General features: G+C 73.1%; 21 protein-coding genes, 3 tRNA genes, 1 other RNA gene, 1 pseudogene and 1 riboswitch. Of the genes and pseudogenes, 17 read left to right on the forward strand and 9 right to left on the reverse strand.

Features of this window, described 5'->3' with window-relative positions; translation table 11 throughout:
* The first annotated feature begins 26 nt into the window (after window positions 1-26).
* Window positions 27-2,480, forward strand: coding sequence for a transglycosylase domain-containing protein (locus tag ACFFHC_RS04835; RefSeq protein ID WP_070705163.1), 2,454 nt, complete (start codon window positions 27-29; stop codon window positions 2,478-2,480).
* Window positions 2,481-2,569: 89 nt separating this feature from the next.
* Here ACFFHC_RS04835 and ACFFHC_RS04840 read toward each other — a convergent pair whose 3' ends face one another.
* Complete coding sequence (locus ACFFHC_RS04840) at window positions 2,570-3,022, reverse strand: GatB/YqeY domain-containing protein (protein ID WP_070705289.1); 453 nt, start codon at window positions 3,020-3,022, stop codon at window positions 2,570-2,572.
* A 122-nt stretch (window positions 3,023-3,144) separates the two neighbouring features.
* Between ACFFHC_RS04840 and ACFFHC_RS04845 the strand changes: the two genes are divergently transcribed.
* The 8 genes from ACFFHC_RS04845 (at window position 3,145) to ACFFHC_RS04880 (ending at window position 10,743) form a co-directional block, all read left to right on the forward strand.
* Window positions 3,145-4,104, forward strand: a complete 960-nt coding sequence (locus ACFFHC_RS04845; protein ID WP_180802203.1) for a metallophosphoesterase — start codon at window positions 3,145-3,147, stop codon at window positions 4,102-4,104.
* A gap of 70 nt (window positions 4,105-4,174) precedes the next feature.
* Window positions 4,175-4,999: an SDR family oxidoreductase gene (locus tag ACFFHC_RS04850; RefSeq protein ID WP_379803486.1), complete on the forward strand. Its 825-nt coding sequence runs from the start codon at window positions 4,175-4,177 to the stop codon at window positions 4,997-4,999.
* A gap of 41 nt (window positions 5,000-5,040) precedes the next feature.
* Window positions 5,041-6,393: an aspartate kinase gene (locus ACFFHC_RS04855; RefSeq protein WP_141494179.1), complete on the forward strand. Its 1,353-nt coding sequence runs from the start codon at window positions 5,041-5,043 to the stop codon at window positions 6,391-6,393.
* A gap of 84 nt (window positions 6,394-6,477) precedes the next feature.
* Window positions 6,478-7,023 (forward strand): YceI family protein, encoded by a 546-nt coding sequence (locus ACFFHC_RS04860; RefSeq protein ID WP_070705485.1) that lies wholly within the window; start codon window positions 6,478-6,480, stop codon window positions 7,021-7,023.
* 116 nt (window positions 7,024-7,139) lie between these two features.
* The gene (locus ACFFHC_RS04865) at window positions 7,140-7,523 is read left to right on the forward strand and encodes a VOC family protein (RefSeq protein ID WP_070705491.1); all 384 of its coding nucleotides are present in this window, start codon (window positions 7,140-7,142) and stop codon (window positions 7,521-7,523) included.
* A 93-nt stretch (window positions 7,524-7,616) separates the two neighbouring features.
* Window positions 7,617-7,795: riboswitch (cobalamin riboswitch) on the forward strand.
* Between the two features lie 88 nt (window positions 7,796-7,883).
* Window positions 7,884-8,888 carry a FecCD family ABC transporter permease gene (locus ACFFHC_RS04870; protein ID WP_237769798.1) on the forward strand — a complete coding sequence of 335 codons (1,005 nt, stop codon included), beginning with the start codon at window positions 7,884-7,886 and terminating at the stop codon, window positions 8,886-8,888.
* Entirely contained in the window at window positions 8,888-9,679 is a 792-nt protein-coding gene (locus tag ACFFHC_RS04875) for an ABC transporter ATP-binding protein (RefSeq protein WP_101849311.1), read from the forward strand. The genes ACFFHC_RS04870 and ACFFHC_RS04875 overlap by 1 nt, the downstream gene beginning before the upstream one ends.
* A complete protein-coding gene (locus ACFFHC_RS04880) occupies window positions 9,676-10,743 on the forward strand; it encodes an ABC transporter substrate-binding protein (RefSeq protein ID WP_070705488.1) in 1,068 nt (355 codons plus the stop codon). Before ACFFHC_RS04875 ends, ACFFHC_RS04880 begins: the two co-directional genes overlap by 4 nt.
* Window positions 10,744-10,870: 127 nt before the next feature.
* Here the strand turns inward: ACFFHC_RS04880 and ACFFHC_RS04885 are convergent.
* The 5 genes from ACFFHC_RS04885 to ffs all read right to left on the reverse strand — a co-directional run bounded on the left by ACFFHC_RS04885 (window position 10,871) and on the right by ffs (window position 14,441).
* Window positions 10,871-10,947, reverse strand: a tRNA-Pro gene (locus ACFFHC_RS04885).
* Between the two features lie 35 nt (window positions 10,948-10,982).
* Complete coding sequence (locus tag ACFFHC_RS04890) at window positions 10,983-11,447, reverse strand: hypothetical protein (RefSeq protein ID WP_379803493.1); 465 nt, start codon at window positions 11,445-11,447, stop codon at window positions 10,983-10,985.
* Window positions 11,444-12,058 carry a recombination mediator RecR gene (gene recR, locus ACFFHC_RS04895; RefSeq protein WP_379803496.1) on the reverse strand — a complete coding sequence of 205 codons (615 nt, stop codon included), beginning with the start codon at window positions 12,056-12,058 and terminating at the stop codon, window positions 11,444-11,446. The genes ACFFHC_RS04890 and recR overlap by 4 nt, the downstream gene beginning before the upstream one ends.
* A 10-nt stretch (window positions 12,059-12,068) precedes the next feature.
* Window positions 12,069-14,258, reverse strand: a complete 2,190-nt coding sequence (locus tag ACFFHC_RS04900) for a DNA polymerase III subunit gamma and tau (RefSeq protein WP_379803499.1) — start codon at window positions 14,256-14,258, stop codon at window positions 12,069-12,071.
* A gap of 86 nt (window positions 14,259-14,344) precedes the next feature.
* Window positions 14,345-14,441: signal recognition particle sRNA small type (gene ffs, locus ACFFHC_RS04905), an RNA gene on the reverse strand.
* Between the two features lie 139 nt (window positions 14,442-14,580).
* On the opposite strand from ffs, the gene ACFFHC_RS04910 reads away from it, so the two are divergent.
* Window positions 14,581-14,665 (forward strand) — tRNA-Ser (locus ACFFHC_RS04910).
* A 128-nt stretch (window positions 14,666-14,793) separates the two neighbouring features.
* Window positions 14,794-15,594, forward strand: coding sequence for a LytR C-terminal domain-containing protein (locus ACFFHC_RS04915; protein WP_070704237.1), 801 nt, complete (start codon window positions 14,794-14,796; stop codon window positions 15,592-15,594).
* Window positions 15,595-15,646: 52 nt separating this feature from the next.
* Here ACFFHC_RS04915 and ACFFHC_RS04920 read toward each other — a convergent pair.
* A pseudogene (locus ACFFHC_RS04920) lies at window positions 15,647-15,910 on the reverse strand (helicase HerA-like domain-containing protein); the annotation flags it as partial.
* Between the two features lie 77 nt (window positions 15,911-15,987).
* Between ACFFHC_RS04920 and ACFFHC_RS04925 the strand changes: the two are divergent.
* Entirely contained in the window at window positions 15,988-16,527 is a 540-nt protein-coding gene (locus tag ACFFHC_RS04925; protein ID WP_180802201.1) for a LytR C-terminal domain-containing protein, read from the forward strand.
* 31 nt (window positions 16,528-16,558) lie between these two features.
* The gene (locus ACFFHC_RS04930) at window positions 16,559-17,014 is read left to right on the forward strand and encodes an SRPBCC family protein (protein ID WP_070704243.1); all 456 of its coding nucleotides are present in this window, start codon (window positions 16,559-16,561) and stop codon (window positions 17,012-17,014) included.
* 89 nt (window positions 17,015-17,103) lie between these two features.
* Here the strand turns inward: ACFFHC_RS04930 and ACFFHC_RS04935 are convergent.
* Together ACFFHC_RS04935 and ACFFHC_RS04940 are read right to left on the reverse strand one after the other, a co-directional pair.
* Window positions 17,104-17,193: transfer RNA gene (locus tag ACFFHC_RS04935), tRNA-Ser, on the reverse strand.
* A 13-nt stretch (window positions 17,194-17,206) separates the two neighbouring features.
* Entirely contained in the window at window positions 17,207-17,686 is a 480-nt protein-coding gene (locus tag ACFFHC_RS04940; RefSeq protein WP_070704246.1) for a nucleoside deaminase, read from the reverse strand.
* A 17-nt stretch (window positions 17,687-17,703) separates the two neighbouring features.
* On the opposite strand from ACFFHC_RS04940, the gene upp reads away from it, so the two are divergent.
* Genes upp through def form a run of 4 tightly spaced genes read left to right on the forward strand, consistent with a single transcriptional unit; the run spans window position 17,704 to window position 19,900 of the window.
* The gene (gene upp, locus ACFFHC_RS04945; protein WP_070704249.1) at window positions 17,704-18,342 is read left to right on the forward strand and encodes a uracil phosphoribosyltransferase; all 639 of its coding nucleotides are present in this window, start codon (window positions 17,704-17,706) and stop codon (window positions 18,340-18,342) included.
* Window positions 18,343-18,402: 60 nt separating this feature from the next.
* Complete coding sequence (locus ACFFHC_RS04950) at window positions 18,403-18,582, forward strand: hypothetical protein (RefSeq protein WP_070704252.1); 180 nt, start codon at window positions 18,403-18,405, stop codon at window positions 18,580-18,582.
* Window positions 18,572-19,264 (forward strand): PH domain-containing protein, encoded by a 693-nt coding sequence (locus ACFFHC_RS04955; protein WP_070704255.1) that lies wholly within the window; start codon window positions 18,572-18,574, stop codon window positions 19,262-19,264. Before ACFFHC_RS04950 ends, ACFFHC_RS04955 begins: the two co-directional genes overlap by 11 nt.
* 57 nt (window positions 19,265-19,321) lie before the next feature.
* A complete protein-coding gene (gene def / locus ACFFHC_RS04960) occupies window positions 19,322-19,900 on the forward strand; it encodes a peptide deformylase (RefSeq protein ID WP_070704258.1) in 579 nt (192 codons plus the stop codon).
* The last annotated feature ends 10 nt before the right edge of the window (window positions 19,901-19,910 follow it).

Consider the following 19,910-nt stretch of genomic DNA (forward strand, 5'->3'; position numbering starts at 1 on the left):
CGGATGCGGAAAGTACCCTTGGGCGCATGTCCCAGCCCTCCCCCCGGCGCACCTCCCCGTTCCTCGCGCTGTCGGCGTTCGTCGTGGCCTGCCTGCTGGCGGGCCTGCTGGCGGCCGTGCTGCTGGTCCCCGTCACCATCGGGGTGGGCCGTGCCACGCAGGCTGGCACGACCTACTTCGACGAGCTGCCGAGTGACTTCGGCGACGACGGCGTGACCCAGCAGACCCGCATCCTCACCGCCGACGGCAAGCAGATCGCCGCCCCCTTCGGCGAGAACCGGGTGGTCGTGGGCTCCAAGGACATCTCGCCGTGGATGAAGAAGGCGCAGGTGGCCATCGAGGACGAGCGCTTCTTCGACCACAACGGCGCCGACCTCACCGGCATCGGCCGCGCCCTGTTCAACAACTTCGGGGGCGGGGGCACCCAGGGCGGGTCGACGCTCACCCAGCAGTACGTGAAGGTCTCCCTGCAGGACCGCGCCCTGCGCGACGGCGACCTCGAGGCCGCCCGCCGCGCCACCACCCAGAACGGCGCCGCGGGCTACGCCCGCAAGCTGCGCGAGATCAAGTACGCCGTCTCGCTGGAGAAGACCCACAGCAAGGACGAGATCCTCACCGACTACCTCAACCTCGTCTACTACGGCGACCGCGCCTACGGGGTGGAGGCCGCCGCGCAGCACTACTTCAGCGTGCCGGCCAAGGAACTCACGATCGCCCAGGCGGCCACGCTCGCCGGCATCGTGAAGGCCCCCGGGTCCAGCGACCCGGTGCGCCACCCGGAGAAGGCCCGCGACCGCCGCGACGTGGTGCTGTTCAAGATGCACCAGCTGGGGCAGATCACCGACGAGCAGTACGAGGAGGCCCGCAAGAGCGACCTCGGCCTGAAGGTCTCCTACACCCGCCGGTCGTGCGCCACCAGCGAGTACCCCTTCGTGTGCACCTACGTGGTGGAGTGGCTGCTGCGCCAGCCCGCGCTGGGCGAGTCCGAGAACGACCGCCGCACCCGGCTGGACCGTGGCGGCCTGACCATCCGCACCACCTTCGACAGCAAGCTGCTGGACCACGCCGCCCGCGAGCTGCGCGACAAGGTGCCGGCCAAGAACGACGACGCCGTGGCCGCCGCGGCCGCCGTGGTGGAGCCCGGCACCGGCAAGGTGCGCGCCATCGCGCAGAACCGGCCCTACGGCCTGAACAGCGGCAAGGGCGAGACCGCGGTCGGCTACGCGGTGGACCGGCCGTTCACCTCCAGCGGAGGCTTCGCCATCGGTTCCACGGCCAAGCTCTACTCGGCCATCACGGCAGTGCGCGACGGCTTCCCGGTGGACGGCAGGATCGGCCTGCGCGAGACGGTGGACCTCACCGCGCTCAACTCCCGCGGCGAGGAGCGCACCGTGCCCAAGGCCGTGTTCCGTCCGCAGGAGTTCGACCCCTGCGCTGAGGTCAAGGACGGCGAGCTGTGGGCCGTGCAGAACGACCACGGCAGCTTCCGCGACGCGATCCCGTTCAAGGAGGCCACCGAGGAGTCCGTGAACACCGCGTACTCCGAGCTGACCACCGCCCTGAACCCCTGCCGCGTGCGCGACACGATGACGCAGATGGGCCTGCACCGCTCCCAGCTGGACGACCAGGGCCAGTACGTGCCCTTCTCCACCAAGCCCGGCTCGGTGGCCCTGGGCGCCGACGAGGCCAGCCCGCTGACGGTGGCCAACTCGTTCGCCACCCTGGCCTCCGGCGGCATGCGCTGCGATCCCTACCCGGTGGAGAAGATCACCGACTTCGAGGGCCGCGAGGTGGAGCTGGACGCCGAGCACTGCGAGCGCGTGCTCGAGGAGGGTGAGGCCGCGGCGGTGACCGACGTGTTCCGCTCGGTGCCCGAGACCACCTCCGGTGGCGCCTCCCGCGCCCGCCTCTCCGGGGGCCGCGTGTCGGCCGGCAAGACCGGCACGGCCGACGGCTCGGACGAGACCTGGTACACCGGCTACACCCCGCAGCTCGCGGCCTCGGTGTGGGTCGGCACGCCCGACAGTCTGGGCAACCTGCGCGACATCGAGCTGGGTGGCCGGGCCTACCCGGGCTGGCTGTACGGCTCCAGCCTGGCCGCGCCCACCTTCCGGTCGATCATGGACTTCGCCCACCGCGACATGCCGGTGGAGCAGTTCCCGACCCCGCCGGCCGAGCTGACGAAGGGCCACCTGGTGGACGTGCCGGACGTCAGCGACAAGACCGTGCTGGAGGCCCGTGAGGAACTGCGCAAGGCCGGCATCCTGGCGCTCAACACCAAGCCGTGGGCCCCGGGTGACGCCACCATCGAGAGCATCGAGACCACCAACGGCTCCCAGCAGGACACGGCCCAGTTCGTGAAGCTCACGCCGCGGACCGACGCCGAGCAGCCGAGCCCGGACCAGATCCGCAAGGAGCTGGAGGCCCAGGGCGACGGCACGCAGGGCTCGGTGGCCGACGGGAACACCGGCGAGAACTGACCGGTCGCCCCCGGCACACGCAGGGAGGGGGGGCACCCCATCGGGGTGCCCGCCCTCCCTGCGCGAGGTGGCCCGTCGCGGGCCGGGGCTCAGCCCAGGTGCTTCTTCACCGCGGCGGCCACGCGGCCGCCCTCGGCGCGGCCGGCGACCTTGGCCTGCGCGGCCTTCATGGCCTGACCCATCTGGGACGTCTCGGTGACGCCGGCCTCGGCGACGGCCTCGGCCACCAGCGCCTCGAGCTCCTCGTCGGAGAGCTGCTTCGGCAGGTAGCCCTCGATGACCTCGAGCTCGGCCTTCTCGGACTCGGCCAGCTCCGGGCGGCCGGCCTTCTCGTACTCGGCGATGGCGTCGCGGCGCTTCTTGCCCTCCTTGGTGATGACGGCCAGCACCTCCTCGTCGGTCAGCTCCTTGGCCTCGCTGCCGGCCACCTCGGCGTTCTGGATGGCGGTGCGCACCATGCGCAGGGTGGAGGAGGTCACCTTGTCGCGGGCCTTCATGGCAGTGGTGAGGTCGGCGGTGATCTGCTGCTTGAGGTCGCTCATGGGCAGATCATCCCACCGGCCGGGGCCGCCACCCTCCCCGGTGCGATGATGGCGCCGTGGACACCCGACGCCTGCTGACCCGCCTGCGCGACCGCGAACCCCGCCCCGGGGCGCTCGCCGGGGTGGGACGCGGCGCCGCGCTGGGGGCGGCCGCCGTGGCCGGCGCCGGGGCCGCGTGCGTGGCCTGGGGCCACTTCGTGGAGCGCCACCTGTACACCCTGCGCCGCTTCACGGTGCCGGTGCTGCCCGAGGGGGCGCTGCCGCTGCGGGTGCTGCACGTCAGCGACCTGCACCTGGTGCCCGGCCAGCGGCGCCGCATGCAGTGGGTGCACGACCTGGCCGCCCTGGAGCCGGACCTCGTGGTGAACACCGGCGACAACATGTCGTCCACGGCCGCGGTGCCGTGGGTGATGGCCACCTTCGACGACCTGCTGGCCACGCCCGGGGTGTTCGTGCGCGGATCCAATGACTACTTCTCCCCCCGCCCGGTGGACCCACTGAAGTACGTCACCCAGGGCCGGAGCCGCTACGGCGGGCGCACCCAGCGTGACATGCCCTGGCGGGAGCTCGTGGCCGGCTTCGAGGAGCGCGGCTGGGTGGACCTCACGCACCGCCGCCACCGCATCGAGGTGGAGGGGGTGCGCCTGGAGTTCGTGGGCGTGGACGACCCGCACCTGGAGCTGGACGACTACGCCAGCGTGGCCGGGCCGGCCGCCCGCGACGCGGACCTCACCATCGGCGTCACCCACGCCCCCTACCAGCGGGTGCTGGACGCGATGGTGGCCGACGGCGCCGGGCTGGTGATCGCCGGCCACACCCACGGCGGGCAGGTGTGCCTGCCCGGCATCGGGGCGCTGACCACCAACTGCGACCTGGACCCCGGGCGTGTCAAGGGCGTCTCCCGCTGGTGGCCCGGGGCCGGCTCGCGCCCGTCGGCGGCCGCCCCGGACGACGCCGCGTGGATGCACGTCTCGGCGGGTCTGGGTCACTCCCCGATGGCGCCCTACCGGTTCGCCTGCCGCCCGGAGGCGACGCTGCTCACCCTCGTGCCGCGGGGCTCCTCCTCGCCGTCCGCGGACTGAGCCCCACGCCGCCCGACCCGACGACGCACCTGCCCCGACCCGACGACCCGACCTCACCCCGGAGGCCCCCATGACCGGAACCCTGAACGGCCGCACCATCCTCATGTCCGGCGGGAGCCGCGGCATCGGCCTGGCCATCGCCCTGCGGGCCGCCCAGGGCGGCGCCAACGTGGCGCTGCTGGCCAAGACCGACACGCCCCACCCGGCGCTGGAGGGCACCATCCACACCGCCGCCGAGCAGATCGAGGCCGCCGGCGGGCAGGCCCTGGCCGTGGTGGGCGACGTGCGCTCCGAGGAGTCCGTCCGCGAGGCCGTGGCCGCCACCGTGGAGCGCTTCGGGGGCATCGACGTGGTGGTCAACAACGCCAGCGCCGTGGACGTCTCGCCGGCCCGCGAGCTGCCCATGAAGAAGTACGACCTCATGCAGGAGGTCAACACCCGCGGCACCTACCTGCTCACCAGCGCCGCCATCGAGCACCTGGAGCGCTCGGACAACCCGCACGTGCTCACCATGTCGCCGCCGCTGACCATGGACCCGAAGTGGTTCGGCCCGCACACGGCGTACACCATCAGCAAGTACGGCATGAGCATGGTGACGCTCGGCCTGGCCGAGGAGCTGCGGGAGGCCGGCATCGCGGTGAACAGCCTGTGGCCGCGCACCATCATCGCCACGGCGGCCATCCGCAACGTGCTGGGCGGTGAGGCCGCCATGGCCCGCGCCCGCGACCCGCGCATCATGGGCGATGCCGCGCACGCCGTGCTGGTGCGCGACGCCCGCGAGCGGACCGGCCAGTTCCTCGTGGACGACGAGGTGCTGGCCGAGGCGGGCGTCACCGACCTGAGCGTCTACGGTGGCTCGCCCGACACGCTGCAGCCCGACATCTTCCTGCCCTGACCCCCTCCGGGTACGCCCGGACCGCCCCGCCTGGAGCCCCGATGTCCCTCGTCATGAAGTTCGGCGGTTCCTCCGTCGCCGATGCCGCGCACCTCGCCCAGGTGGGTGAGCTGGTGACCGCCGCGATGCCGCGCCGCCCGCTGGTGGTGCTCTCGGCCACGGGCAAGACCACCAACGCGCTCGTGGCGGCCGCGGAGGCGGCGGAGGCCGGCCGCACCGAGGAGGCGCTGGGGCTCAGCGCGCAGGTGCGGCGCGCGCACGAGGCCATCGCGCACGAGCTGCTGGGCGGCGTCTCCCCGGAGCTGGAGTCGGCCTTCGACGCACTGTTCGGCGACCTGGACAGCCTGCTGCGGGCGGTGGCGATCCTCGCCGAGCTCTCCCCGCGCAGCCGCGACGCCATCCTCTCCACCGGCGAGCGCCTCTCCACCCGTCTGCTCTCGGACCACCTGGGCGTGCCGCTGCTGGACGCCCGCCAGCTGGTGCACACCGACTCGCGCCACGGCGCGGCCCGCCCGGACACCGAGGCCATCGCCCGCTCGGTGCAGCGCCGGGCCGTTCCGGCCCTGGAGGAGGCCGGCGCGGCGGTGACGCAGGGTTTCATCGGCAGCGACGCGCACGGCACCACCACCACGCTGGGCCGCGGTGGCAGCGACTACTCGGCCTCCCTGCTGGGGGCCGCGCTCGGCGCCGAGGAGGTGCAGATCTGGACCGACGTGGAGGGGCTGCTCACGTGCGACCCGCGCGTCGTGCCGGCCGCGCACTCGGTGCCGGAGGTGTCAGCCGCCGAGGCCGCGGAGCTCGCCGCGTTCGGCGCCAACGTGCTCCACCCGGCCACCATCGCGCCGGCCATGGAGGCGGGCGCGATGGTGACGGTGCGCCACACCCAGCGCCCCGAGGGCGACTTCACCACCATCCGCCCCGGCGAGGTGGGCACGCAGTCCGCCACCGCCATCGCGGCGCGGGGGCCGGTGACGCTGCTCAACATCACCTCCCCGCGGATGCTGGAGCACGCCGGGTTCATGCAGCGGCTGTTCGACGTGTTCGGCCGCCACGGCGTGGTGGTGGGGCTCATCTCCACCGCCGAGGTGAGCGTCTCGGTGACCGTGGAGGGCGAGGTCGACCTCGATGCGGTGGTGCGGGAGATCGGCGGGTTCGCCACCGTGGAGGTGGCGCGCGACCGCGTCATCGTGGCCGTGGTGGGCGACCGGCTGCGGGCCACGCGCGGGCTGGCGGCACGGGTGTTCGCCAGCCTGGCACCGGTGGCCAACATCGAGATGATCAGCCAGGGGTCCAACGAGATCAACCTCTCGGTGGTCATCCGCGCCGACGAGCGCGACGACGCCCTGCGCGCCCTGCACGCAGGCCTGTTCGAGGGGGACCAGCCCACCGTCTGAGGGCGGAGCGCACCACCACCAGTTGACACGGTGATGCGTCACGCTTATGTTGGTGACAGATCACCTATCAATGGAGGAGTCACCATGACCACGCTCGAGCAGCTCACCGGTACGTACACCATCGACCCGACCCACTCGCGCATCGGCTTCGTGACCCGCCACGCCATGGTCACCAAGGTGCGCGGCAGCTTCAACGACTTCGAGGGCACCGCCACCACCGGCGCCGACCTCGCCGACACCTCCATCGATCTGACCGCCCAGGTGGCCAGCATCGACACCCGCAACGCCGACCGCGACCAGCACCTCAAGGCCGGGGACTTCTTCGGCGCCGACGAGTTCCCCACCCTCACCTTCCGCTCCACCCAGGTGACCGCCACCGACGCCGACACCCTGCGCGTCACCGGCGACCTCACCATCAAGGGCACCACCCGCCCCGTGACCGTCGACTTCGACTTCGAGGGCGCCGCCACCGACCCCTTCGGCAACGAGCGCATCGGCTTCGAGGGCCGCACCAGCATCAACCGCAGCGACTTCGGCCTGACCTTCAACGCCGCCCTGGAGACCGGTGGCGTGCTGGTCTCCGAGAAGGTGGAGCTGGAGTTCGAGGTGTCGGCCATCAAGAACGCCTGATCCCATCCCACCCGCGGCACCCCCGCACTCGATGCCGTGAGGCCCGCCCCGGCGGGGCGGGCCTCACGCGTGCCCGGGCCTTGTGGGGCGACGGGCCGGCTGGGAGCGTGGTGGGCATGGAGATGACGCGCAGAATCATCGTGCTGGACGCCGCCGACCTCGAGGCCGTGTCCACCTTCTGGGCCGGCCTGCTGGACGGCACCGTGGAACGCCAGGACGACGACTGGCACCGCGTGCTGATCGACGGGGACTGGGAGTTCTGCGTGCAGCTCGCCCCGGACCACGTGCCCCCGCAGTGGCCCGACGGGCAGCCGCAACAGGTGCACCTGGACCTCTACCCGTCCGACCTCGAGGCCGCGCACGCCAAGGCCTTGGAGCTCGGCGCGACGCTGCTGCAGACCCAGGACGTGGACCCCAACGGCCGCGGCGGCTTCCGCGTGTACGCCGACCCGGCCGGGCACCCCTTCTGCCTTTGCTGGGAGGGCTCCCCCGGGGAATGAGGGTCCCCAGCCGAGGGCGCGCAGGCCGCCCGGACCCCGTCCGGTCCGGTGCGGTCACCGGCTCATGCCCTGCCCGTCGCGGGGGAACGGGGGCTAGAGTGTGCCGGTCGGTTGCACCCCGGTCGGGGTGCGAGGGAACCCGGTGAGAGGCCGGGACTGACGCGCAGCGGTATGGGCTGTGCGCGGGGACACAGTGCCACTGGCCACAGGCCGGGAAGGCGTCCTCGCGTGGGAGCCCGAGTCCGAAGACCTGCCGACGCTGTTCACCGTCCGCGGGCCTCGCGACTTGGGCCCCGATGAGAGATGTGGGTCACTCCCTTGCCTGATGCTGCCCGATCCCGGCCGCCCACCGCGGTCCTGATGGTCCTGCTCACCCTGGTGCTGCTGGCCAGCATGCTCGCCTCGCTCGCAGTGGGCGCCGTCTCCCTGCCCGTGGCCACCGTGTGGAGCGTCGTTCAGGCGCACCTGGGTGGCCAGCCCGCCGACCCGACCTGGGACGCCATCGTGTGGGACCTGCGCGCCCCGCGCACCCTGCTCGCCGCCGTCGCCGGCGCGGGGCTGGCCGTGGCCGGGGCCGGGATGCAGACCCTGGTGCGCAACCCGCTGGCCGATCCCTACCTGCTGGGCGTCTCCTCGGGCGCCGGGGTGGGGGCGACGGCCGTCATCACCACCGGCGCCCTGTCCGGACTGGGCGTCTGGGCCCTCTCCGGCGGGGCGCTGCTGGGCGCCCTGGCCGCCGCAGCCCTGGTGTTCGGGGTCGCGATGCTGCAGGGCGGCCTGACGCCGCTGCGGCTCGTGCTCACCGGGGTGGTGCTGTCGTCGGCGTTCAGCGCCGTCTCCAGCTTCCTGGTCTTCCGTTCCGGTGACCCGAGGGCGGCCCAGTCGGTGCTCTTCTGGCTGCTGGGAAGCGTCAGCGGTGCGAGCTGGCAGGTGCTGCTGCCCGCCACGGTCACGACCGTGGTCGCCGTGCTGGTGATGGTGGCCTTCTCCCGCTGGCTCGACGCGCTGTCCGCCGGCCCCGACCTCGCCGCCTCCCTCGGGATCCCGGTCAAGGGCCTGCGAGTGGCCCTGTTCGTCGGCCTCGCCGCGCTGGTCGGGGTGCTCGTGGCCGTCTCCGGCGGCATCGGGTTCGTCGGGCTCGTCGTACCCCACCTGGTCCGCATGGTGGTCGGCGCCCGCCATCGGGCCGTCGTCCCCGTGGCCGCCCTGAGCGGCGCCGTCTTCCTGGTGTGGGTCGACATGGCCGCCCGGGTCAGCGTCCGCCCCCAGGAGATCCCGCTGTCGGTGGTCACCGGCATCGTGGGAGCACCGGTGTTCCTCGTGCTCGTCGGTCGCCGCCACTACCGCTACAACGGAGCCGACTGATGCGGCTGCGAACCGACGGCTTGAGCGCCGCGGTCGGGCGGACCACGGTCCTGCAGGACGTCACCTTCGAGGTGCCCTCCGGCACCGTCACGTCGCTGGTCGGCGTCAACGGGTCGGGCAAGTCCACCCTGCTGCGCACCATCGCCGGCATCCGCCCCGCCCCGGCAGGGCAGGTCTGGCTCGGCGACCGGACGGTCGACCGCATCCGGCCCCGCGAGCGCGCCCGGCGCCTGGCCCTGGTCGCCCAGGACGAGGCGCCGCCGGAGGACCTGCTGCTCGGGGAGATGATCGCCATGGGCCGCACCCCGCTGGCCAGGCCGTGGGAGATGGGCGATGCCGACGAGCGCCGGGCCGTGCTGGAGGCCCTCGACCAGGTCGGGCTCACCGGCATGGCCGACCGGCCCTGCAGCGACGTCTCCGGCGGGGAGAGCCGCCGGGCCCTGTTGGCCCGCGGGCTGGTGCAGCAGACACCGATCCTGCTGCTCGACGAGCCCACCAACCACCTCGACGTCGCCCAGCAGCACCACCTGCTCACCCTCGTCCGCGGGTCGGGCCGCACCACGGTGATGGCCGTCCACGACCTCGGCCTGGCCGCCCAGTACAGCGACCAGGTGGTCGTCCTCGATGCCGGCCGCGTCCTCACCAGCGGCACCCCCGCCGAGGTGTTCGCCGACCCGCGCGTGGCCGATGTGTTCTCCGTCCGCTTCGTCACCTTCACCGACCCGGAGACCGGCAGCGAGCACTTCACCTGCCTGCCCCGGACCCCGCAGCCCCACCAGGAGGAAGCATGACCACCCGCACGCTCACCACGGCGGCGCTCGTCGCCGTCATCGGCCTCGGCGCCGCCGGCTGCTCCGGCCCGTCCGGCGCGGATTCCGGCGCCGGCGCGTCCTCGGCCTCGTCCGAGACGGTGACCGTGACCAACTGCGGCCAGGAGGTCACCTTCCCGTCCCCGGTCCAACGCATGCTCGTCAACGACTCCAACATGATCGCCACCACCCTGGCGGTCGGGGCGGCCGACCAGATCGTGGCGGTGACCGGCCTGGAGAAGGACAAGGCGGTCCTCGAGGAGGTCTACGGGGCGGAGGAGGTCGCCGGGCTCAAGGAGCTCGGTGAGGTCGGCATCGGCCTCGAGCCCATCCTCGCCCAGCGGCCCGACATGGTGTTCGCCGGCTACAACTACGGCTTCGGCGAGGGGCGCAACCTGATGCCCGACGACCTCGCCCAGCGCGGCATCGCGCCCTACGTGCTCACCGAGAGCTGTCGCCGTTCCCCCGACAAGGAGGAGCGCGGCGAGATGGACCCCTGGAAGGCGTTGGCCGCCGACCTGACCAACATCGGCACGGTGACCGGCCACGAGGACCGGGCGAAGGAGGTCCAGGCGGACATCGACACCCGTCTGGCCAAGCTCCGCAAGGCCCCCCAGGCGCAGCGGAAGCCGGTGGTGTTCCTCTTCGACAGCGGCACCGACGCCCCCTTCTCCAGCGGCGTGTACGGCGGACCCCAGGGCATCATCGAGGCCGCCGGGGCCACCAACCTGGCCGAGGACGTCAAGGACACCTGGACGGCCATCTCGTGGGAGAAGGTCGCGGCCGGCAAGCCGGACTACATCGCGATCGTCGACTACCCCGGGGAGAGCGTCGCCGACAAGGTCCGCACCCTGCGCACCAACCCCGCCACCAAGGACTTGCCCGCGGTGAAGCAGGGGCGCATCGTCGCCCTGCCCTACGTGGCGTGGACGAGCAGCCCACTCAACATCGATGCGGCCGAGTCCCTCCGGAAGGCCCTCGAGGAGGCCGACCTCGTGCCGGCCAGCGGCATCACGCCCACCCACGACCTGCGCGTCCACCCCTGAGCCGGGTGCCTCCTGGCGGGCACTGTTCCAGCCCGCCGGGAGGCCCCGTCATGGCCCGACCATGGCAGACCGGGCAAGAACGAATCGGCCCCGGCCGCGGATTCCGCTGGCCAGAGCCGATTTCGTGTGGTCGGGGTGACAGGATTTGAACCTGCGACCTCCTCGTCCCGAACGAGGCGCGCTACCAAGCTGCGCCACACCCCGAAGGCCTGCCGCCCTCATCGGGCAACCCCGGCATCCTACATCATGTGCGGGGTGAGTTCAGAATCCTCCACCAGCCGCCGCACGTGACCCGCCGGGACCGGCGCCGCCAACCCCACCACGGTGAGCGCCAGCCCGCCCAGCATGAGCCCCACCGGCCAGGCGGTGTCGGCCGGGTCGGTGATGGTCTGGCTCGTGCCGTCCGCGAAGTCGCAGGTCAGCGAGACGGGCAGCAGCGTGCGCTCCACACGCAGCGGCTCGGCCGCCTCCACGGACTGCCCGCGCAGGCTGGCGCACGCCTCGTAGGCGTCCACGGGGCCGAAGACGTTGACGATGAGCACCACCAGCCCCGCCAGCACCAGCAGCGGCGCCAGCCCGAGCGCCGCCAACCGCAGCGCGCCGCGCCAGCCCGAGCGCAGCTCGTCGGCATCGGGGGCGCTGGGAAACCGGCGCGAGGGCTTGCTGGCCGGCGGCTGCGCCACCACCAGCCGGGTGGAGCTCACGCCGACCCCCCGGGCCGGGCGACCACCCGTCGCCCCTCGAAGGCACGCCCCAGGGTCACCTCGTCGGCGTACTCCAGGTCGCCGCCCACCGGCAGTCCGGAGGCCAGGCGGCTCACCTTGACGTCCAGCACCTGCAGCAGGCGCGAGATGTACGTGGCCGTCGCCTCGCCCTCCATGTTGGGGTCCGTGGCGATGATCACCTCGGTCACCTCGCCGTCCCCCAGCCTCTGCATGAGCTGGGCGATGCGCAGGTCGTCCGGGCCGATGCCGTCCAGCGGGCTGATGGCCCCGCCGAGCACGTGGTACCGGCCCCGGAACTCGCGCGTGCGCTCGATGGCCTGCACGTCCCGCGGCTCCTCCACCACGCAGATGGCCGTGCCGTCGCGCTGCGGGTCCAGGCAGATGCGGCACTCCTCGGCCTCGGCGACGTTGCCGCACGTGGCGCAGAAGCGCACCTTCTCCTTGACCACCTGCAGGGCCGTGGCCAGCCGCTGCACGTCCTCGGGGTCGGCGGCCAGCACGTGGAAGGCGATGCGCTGGGCACTCTTGGGACCCACCCCGGGGAGGCGGTTGAGCTCGTCGATCAGGTCCTGGACCGCGCCTTCGTACACAGGCCGAACCCTATGCCTGGTCCGTGTGTTCCTCGATCACGGTTCCACCGAGGATCTTCTCGATGGCGGCCGTGCCGATGACGCCCACGGACTCCACGGTCTCGTCGTCCAGGTCGGGCGTGAAGTCGTCCTCCGGCGGCGGCTCGTCCTCGGGCGGGGGCTCGTCGCCACCCACCGGCCCGGGGGGCGTCGGCGCACCGCCCTCCCTCGATGCCGGGGGCCCGGCCTGGTTGCCCGGCCCGCCACTGCCCGATGCGGTGGGCCCGCCACCGGGTGCCGAGGGGGCCACCTGCGGGGCCGGGGCGTCCGCCGTGGCCCAGTCCGGGGCGGCGTCGCTGCGCTGCCCCCACTCGGGGGAACCCACCGGCCCCGCGGCACCGCCGGATCGACCCGCCGGACCGCCGGTGAAGCCACCCCCGCCGCCGGGGGCCACCTGGGCCGCCACGGACGGCGCGGACGGAGCGGCAGGTCCCCCCATCGGGCCGGGGGCACCGGCGCCCGGGCCACCGGCGGCACCGGGACCACCCGCAGCACCCCGGCCGCCGACCACGCAGCGGACCCGCGGGGTGAACCCGAGCGCCTCCTGCACGGCCGCCGCCACGCGCTGGGCGTTGTCGCCGCGGTTGAAGCGCTCGGCGATCGGCGGCACCTCGGTGCTCAGCGTGAGGCCCTCGGCGCTCAGCTCGGCCACCTGCATGGACTGCGACACCATCGCCCAGGTCACGCGACTGATGCCCTTGAGGCGGTCCAGCACCTGCGGCCACTCGTGGCGCAGCGTCTCCACCGGCACCGGGGCGACACCGGGGGCGTCGCCTCTCGCTGCCGCCGGCTCCTGTGCCGCCGACGCCCCCACCGTTGAGTCGTCGCTCGTCGGGGTCGACGGACGCTCCTGACCCCCAGAAGCGACGACTCGTTGCACCGGTGCCCCCTGGGCCGGTGCCCCCTGGGCCGGTGCCCCCTGGGCCGGTGCCCCCTGCACCGGTGCCCCCTGGGCCGGGGCACCCTGCTGCGAGGTCTGCTGAACCGGCGCCGCGTCGCCTCGGAAGGCCATCCACCGCTCCACCTTCTCCAGCCGCGCGGCGAACCCGCCCTCGCCCGCGGCCCGCGGCAGCAGCAGCCGCGCCATGATGATCTCCAGCTGCAGCCGCGGCGAGGTCGCCCCCGTCATCTCCGCCAGGCCGCGGAAGAGCACGTCCGAGGCCCGCGAGAGCTCGGCCGCCCCCAACCCGCTGGCCTGCTGGCGCAGCCGCTCCAGCTGGTCGTCCGGCACCCCGGGCAGCACCGCCTCGGTGCCGGTGGGCACGGCGTCCACGAGGATGAGGTCACGCATCCGCTCGGAGAGGTCCTCCACGAAACGGCGCGGGTCCTGCCCGGAGCCCACCACCCGCTCCACGGTGGTGAACAGCGACGCCCCGTCGCCGGCGGCGTAGGCGTCCACCACCCCGTCCAGCAGCTCGGTGTCGGTGAAGCCCAGCAGCGCCGTGGTGCCGGCCAGGGTGATGCCCTCGTCCCCGGACCCGGCGATGAGCTGGTCGAGCACCGACATCGAGTCACGCACCGACCCCCCGCCGGCGCGCACCACGTACGAGAGCACCCCCGGCTCCACGGCGATGCCCTCGCGCCCGCACACCTCGCCCAGGTACTCCTGCAGCACGGTGGGCGGCACCAGCCGGAAGGGGTAGTGGTGCGTGCGCGACCGGATGGTGCCGATGACCTTCTCCGGCTCCGTGGTGGCGAAGATGAAGAGCACGTGCTCCGGCGGCTCCTCCACGATCTTGAGCAGCGCGTTGAAGCCCGCCGAGGTCACCATGTGCGCCTCGTCGATGATGTAGACCTTGTAGCGCGAGTTCGCCGGCCCGAAGGACGCCTTCTCACGCAGGTCGCGGGCGTCGTCCACGCCACCGTGGCTCGCCGCGTCGATCTCGATGACGTCCACCGAGCCCGCGCCGCCGGTGGCCAGGTCACGACAGGACCGGCACTCGCCGCAGGGGGTGTCCGTGGGGCCCTTCTCGCAGTTGAGGCAGCGCGCCAGGATGCGGGCGCTCGTCGTCTTGCCGCAGCCGCGCGGACCGGAGAACAGGTAGGCGTGGTTGACCCGCCCGGTGGCCAGGGCCCGCTGCAGCGGGACGGTCACGTGCTCCTGACCCACCACCTCGGCGAAGGTCTGCGGGCGGTAGCGGCGGTACAGGGCGGTGCTCACGCCCCAGACCCTAGCCGCGACCGGTGACAGTGAGGCCACCGCCGACCACAGGCCCGCACCCCTGCCGGCGCACGCACCCCCGGGACGCAAAGGACCTCCCACGCACCTGGAAGAGCTCTCCTACCCTTGCTGCATTCCTGCCCTGGGGGAGTTCGGAGAGGTACCACCGCGTGGGAGGCCGCTGCACAGTCTACGCGACACCCTCCGGCAACCCGACCCGGTGGCCCACAGCCCGGGGCTGCCCCGCCACGGGGCCGTGCCGGACGACGCGCCGCGACACCGGGATTTCACTCCCGCTTCACCGACGTGTACCATCTCCGGCGGAGGATTCGCATAGCGGCCTAGTGCGCACGATTGGAAATCGTGTTGGGATAAAACCCTCGGGGGTTCAAATCCCCCATCCTCCGCCGATCGAAGGCCCCCCTCGCACGAGGGGGGCCTTCGTCACGTCCGGCGCGGATCGGCTCCCGGCCCCCTCCCGTGTGAGACATTCGGACCCCGCCCACCGGGCCCACCCTCTCGGGGAAGGAACGCCGTGCACCACGCCCGCCTGGCCGCCACCACGACCGCCGTCCTGCTGGCCGCCACCACCCTGAGCGCCTGCGGCAGCCTCGGCCACGAGGCGAAGTACCCGCAGGACCCCGTCCCCGGCCACTGCGACGACTGGGGTGAGCTGCACTCCCCCGACCGCGCCACGGTGCAGGTCAGCGTGCTCAACAACGGCGCCGGTGCCGGTGCGGCCGCCACGGCGGCCCGCGAGTTCGAGGCGCGCGGCTTCACGGTGCTCACCACCGGCAACGAGTCCGACGACGCCCCCCGCGACGCGACGGTGGTGCGCTACGGCCCGATGGGGCTCACCGCGGCCCGCACGGTGGCCCAGCAGATCGAGGGCGCCCGCATGCTGCGCGACGAGCGCCGCAACCCGTCGGTGGACGTGGTGCTGGGCAACTCCTTCGAGCAGCTGGCCCGCCAGCCCGCCGCGACGCCGGACCAGGTGCGCATGAACGTCTTCAACACCACCTCGGCCGTGGGGCGCGCCGGCGAGACCGCGCAGGCCATGCGCGACCGCGGCTTCACCGTGGACAAGGTCGGCAACGACCCGGAGAAGAAGTGGTACCCGGACGACACCGCGATCATCCGCCACGGCGCGGCCAGCGAGCCGATGGCCCGCACGGTGGCCGCCCAGGTGCCCGGCGCCCGCCTCAGCGACGACGGCCGCACCGACCGCACGGTCGACCTCGTGCTCGGCGCGAAGTTCGAGACGGTGAACGAGGACTACACCGAGCCGGAGGCCGTGCCCGAGGCGAAGGAGGGCGGCCGCATCGGCTGCGAGTGAGGCACAGCGCCGGCGCGTCGCTGTCCTGCACGTCCCGCGGCGAGGCGGAGACCTCCATCGTGCCCATGAGCTTCTCGTAGGCCGACTCCGGGTCGAGCCGCTGGCCGTACCGCGCGCGCAGCGGCGAGGCGTCCACCACCTCGTCCATGCGCGGCTGCCCGCACGGCGCCATGAGCGACTGCGGCGCCCGCAGGCGGGTGTGCGCCACGGGCGTGGGCACGCCGCTGTCGGAGAGCACCGTCACCACCGCCTCGCCCGTGCCCAGCGGGCACGCCGGCGGGCGCCACCTCGCAGCGACAGTACAAGCCCCCCCCACCCACCGGGAGCGTCACAGGCGCCACGGCCCCGCGCGCCCGCGCCGGCGGGAGGCCCCGCGTCTGCCACAGTTGGCCCGTGCACGATGCCGAGATCCACGACCCCTACGACCCGCGGACCGGGTGGACCCGCCCCGCCCCGTCGCAGGAGCCCCCGCGCCGTCCGGAGCGCACGTGGTCCGACATCGCCTTCTGGAGCGTCCTGTCGGTGCTGGCCCTGGCCGGCATCTACGGGCTCTCGCTCGTGCTGGGCCTGTGGCCCGAGCCGGAGACCACCGCCGCCAACTGCCAGACCGACATCGACGCCCCGCGGGTGTACGTGGCCGACGCGGGAGCCGGCGACACCGCCGTGCGCCGCATCAGCGAGCAGCTGCGCAACCGGGGGGCCGTGGTCATCGGCACCGCGGAGTCCACCGGCACCCAGGGCGGCGCCACCCGCATCCTCAGCGGCCCCGACAGCAAGCCGGCCGCGGAGGCGCTCGCGGAGTGGTTCCCGAAGGCCAAGCAGGTCGACGACGCCCGCGACGGGTTCGTCGCCACCATCGCGCTGGGCCCCCACACCAGGACGGTCGAGTCGTCGGTGTCGGTCGGCCCGGCCACCCAGCCCTGCACCGACTGACCGCCACCCCACCACCCACCGGGAGAACCCCGTGCGCCTGTCCGAGTCCGTCACCGTCCACGCCCCCCTGCACGAGGTGTTCGAGCGCCTCCGGGAACTCGACCAGGCCCAGCAGCACGTCCAGGGCATCGAGTCCATCGAGGTCCTCCACGGCCCGGCCCGCATGGAGGTGGGCACCCGCTGGCGCGAGACCCGCCGCATGTGGGGCCAGGACGCCACCGAGGAGATGGAGGTGGTGGAGCTGGTGGAGGGCAGCCACTACGTCACCGAGGCCGTCCACGAGGGGATGCGGTACACCAGCGGGTTCCGGGTGACCCCCGTGGGCACCGGCCGCGGGGAGGCCACGCGCGTGACCATGGACTTCGCCGCCGAGGCGCTCACCCGCCGGTCGCGCGTGGCCGCGGCGATGATGCGCCCGATGGCGCGGGTGGTGGCCAAGGAGTGCCGCAAGGACCTGCTGGACGTCAAGGCCTCGTTCGAGGGCTGATCCCGCTGGGGCCGCGGCACCGGCTGCCCCTCCCACCCCGGACACACGCGAGGGCGGCCCCGGCATCGGGGCCGCCCTCGCGGTGAAAATGGCGGTGACGGTGGGATTTGAACCCACGAATGGCGTCAACCATTACTCGCTTTCGAGGCGAGCTCCTTCGGCCGCTCGGACACGTCACCGCCCGGTAGGGTACTAGACCCTGCGCGTCACGAAAAACTCACCCAGGGTTCGCCGGCAGTCCGCCTCCCGGACACCTGCGCGCACCTCGGCCCGGTGGAGGGCCGCGCGGTCACGCAGCACGTCCCAGACCGAGCCGCACGCGCCCGCCTTGTCGTCCCACGCCCCGAACACCACCAGCGGGATCCGCGCCTGCCCGATGGCCCCGGCACACATGAGGCAGGGCTCCAGCGTCACCGCGAGGGCACAGTCCTGCAGGCGCCACCCACCCCGCGCCCGGGCGGCCTGGCGCATCGCCACCACCTCGGCGTGGGCCAGCGGGTCCCCCTCGGCCTCGCGCCGGTTCCACCCCCGCCCCAGCACCTGCCCGTCCGGCCCGATGACGACGGCCCCCACCGGCACGTCCCCGCTGGCCAGGGCGTGCTCGCCGGCCTCGAGGGCCCATCCGACCCACTCCTCCTGGGTCGGCCGGTCGGGGTTGTGCACGGTGCTCATTGACGTAAGTTTTCCCCATGCGCGTCCACGTCGCCGACCACCCGCTGATCGCCCACAAGCTCACCCGACTGCGTGACGACCGCACCGACTCGCCCACCTTCCGCCGCCTGGCCGACGAGCTGGTGACCCTGCTGGCCTACGAGGCCACCCGCGAGGTCCGCGTGCAGGAGTGCGAGGTCGTCACCCCCGTGGCCACCACCCGGGGCGTGGAGCTGGCCACCCCCAAGCCGCTCGTCGTGCCCATCCTGCGCGCCGGCCTCGGCATGCTCGACGGCATGGTGCGCCTCCTGCCCACCGCGGAGGTGGGCTTCCTGGGCATGGTCCGCAACGAGGAGACGCTCGAGGCGCACACCTACGCCAACCGCCTGCCCGCCGACCTCGACCGCCGCCAGTGCTACGTGGTGGACCCGATGCTGGCCACCGGCGGCACGCTCGTGGACGCCGTCCGCTACCTGGTGGACCTCGGCGCCGACGACATCACCGCCATCGTGCTCATCGCGGCCCCGGAGGGCATCGCGCGCGTGGAGGAGGCTCTGGCCGACCTGCAGGTGCCAGTCACCCTGGTCACCGGCGCCATCGACGAGAGGCTCGACGAGAACGGCTACATCGTGCCCGGGCTCGGCGACGCCGGCGACCGCCTGTACGGCGTGGTCTGAGGCCGCGAGGGTCGCCGTCTGGCACGATGCCGGGAGACCCCGCCGAGACGAAGAGGACCCATGAGCGTGCAAGACCGATTCAAGAAGCTGCTGTGGTGGCTGCTCCTGCTCTTCATCGTCTACGCGATCTTCACCAGCCCGGACCGCACCGGCGACATCTTCCGGGCCATCGGCGACATCATCGTGCAGGCCTTCCGCAGCCTGGGCGACTTCTACAACAGCGTCCTGGATGGGAACTGACCCACAGATCGACCTCGACCTGGTGGCCCGTTACCTGGTGACGGGTGAACGGGTCGTCATCGCGGTCCGGCGCCACTGGGTGACCGTCGTGGAACCCGTCGGCTCCGCCGTGGCCGGCCTGGTCCTGGTGCTGTGGGTGGGCAGCACCGCCCCGCAGGACCTCGTGGTGGTGGCTGACTTCCTGTGGTGGGTGTGGTTCGCCGTGCTCGGCCGCGCCCTGTTCCTGCTCTGGGAGTGGCGCCGCACCTGGTTCGTGGGCACCGACCGGCGCCTGCTGCTCACCTACGGCGTGGTGGTGCGCCGCGTGGCGATGATGCCGCTGTCCAAGGTGACGGACATGAACTACGGCCGCACGCTGCTGGGGCGCCTGCTGGGCTACGGCACGTTCACGATGGAGTCCGCCGGCCAGAACCAGGCCCTGTCGGAGATCGAGTACGTGCCGAGACCCGACCACCACTACCGGGCGCTGGTGGCCCAGATCTTCGGCGGAGAGCAGGGCGAGGGCGACCCCCTCATGCAGGACGAGGTCGACGACGACGCCCCGCAGTGGGACGACGAGCTGCCGGACACCGGGGAACCCGACGAGGCGTGGGACGACCCGGAGCGCGCGGACGGAGACGACGCCCTCGACGCCTGGGACGAGCTCTGGGACGAGGACCCCCGCGACCGCCGCAGGACCTAGACTCACGGCCCGGGTCCCGCACCCACCCCGCCGTCACCGCCGTCCCGAGGAGCACCCGTGGCCGTCCGCCCCATCACCGTCATCGGACACAAGGCCCTGCACCAGCCCACCAAGAAGGTGCAGGAGGTGACCGACGAGATCCGCACCCTGGTGGACGACATGTTCGACACCATGGAGGCCGCCGAGGGCGTGGGTCTGGCTGCCAACCAGGTGGGTGTGCGCTGGCGCATCTTCGTCTTCGACTGCAGCCACGACCCCGAGGCCGGCGCCGACGCCCGCGGCGTGGTGATCAACCCGGTGCTCGAGAAGCACCACGTCTCCCCGCTGGCCGCCGACCCCGACGAGGACCACGAGGGCTGCCTCTCGGTGCCCGGCGAGAGCTTCCCGACCGCCCGTTCGGACTGGGCGCGCGTCACCGGCACGGACCTCGACGGCAACGAGGTCGTGGTGGAGGGGACCGGCCTGCTCGGCCGCTGCCTGCAGCACGAGACCGACCACCTGGACGGGCACCTCTACGTGGAGCGCCTCTCGCCGGAGGACAAGCGCCGGGCCCGCGAGGCCGTCAAGGGCCGCGGGTGGGAGGCCCGCGGCATCACCAAGTGGGACCCCACCACCCAGACGGCCGAGAAGGTCTGACAGGCATCGA

Source organism: Kytococcus schroeteri (assembly GCF_042433515.1).
Taxonomy (GTDB): Bacteria; Actinomycetota; Actinomycetes; order Actinomycetales; family Dermatophilaceae; genus Kytococcus; species Kytococcus schroeteri.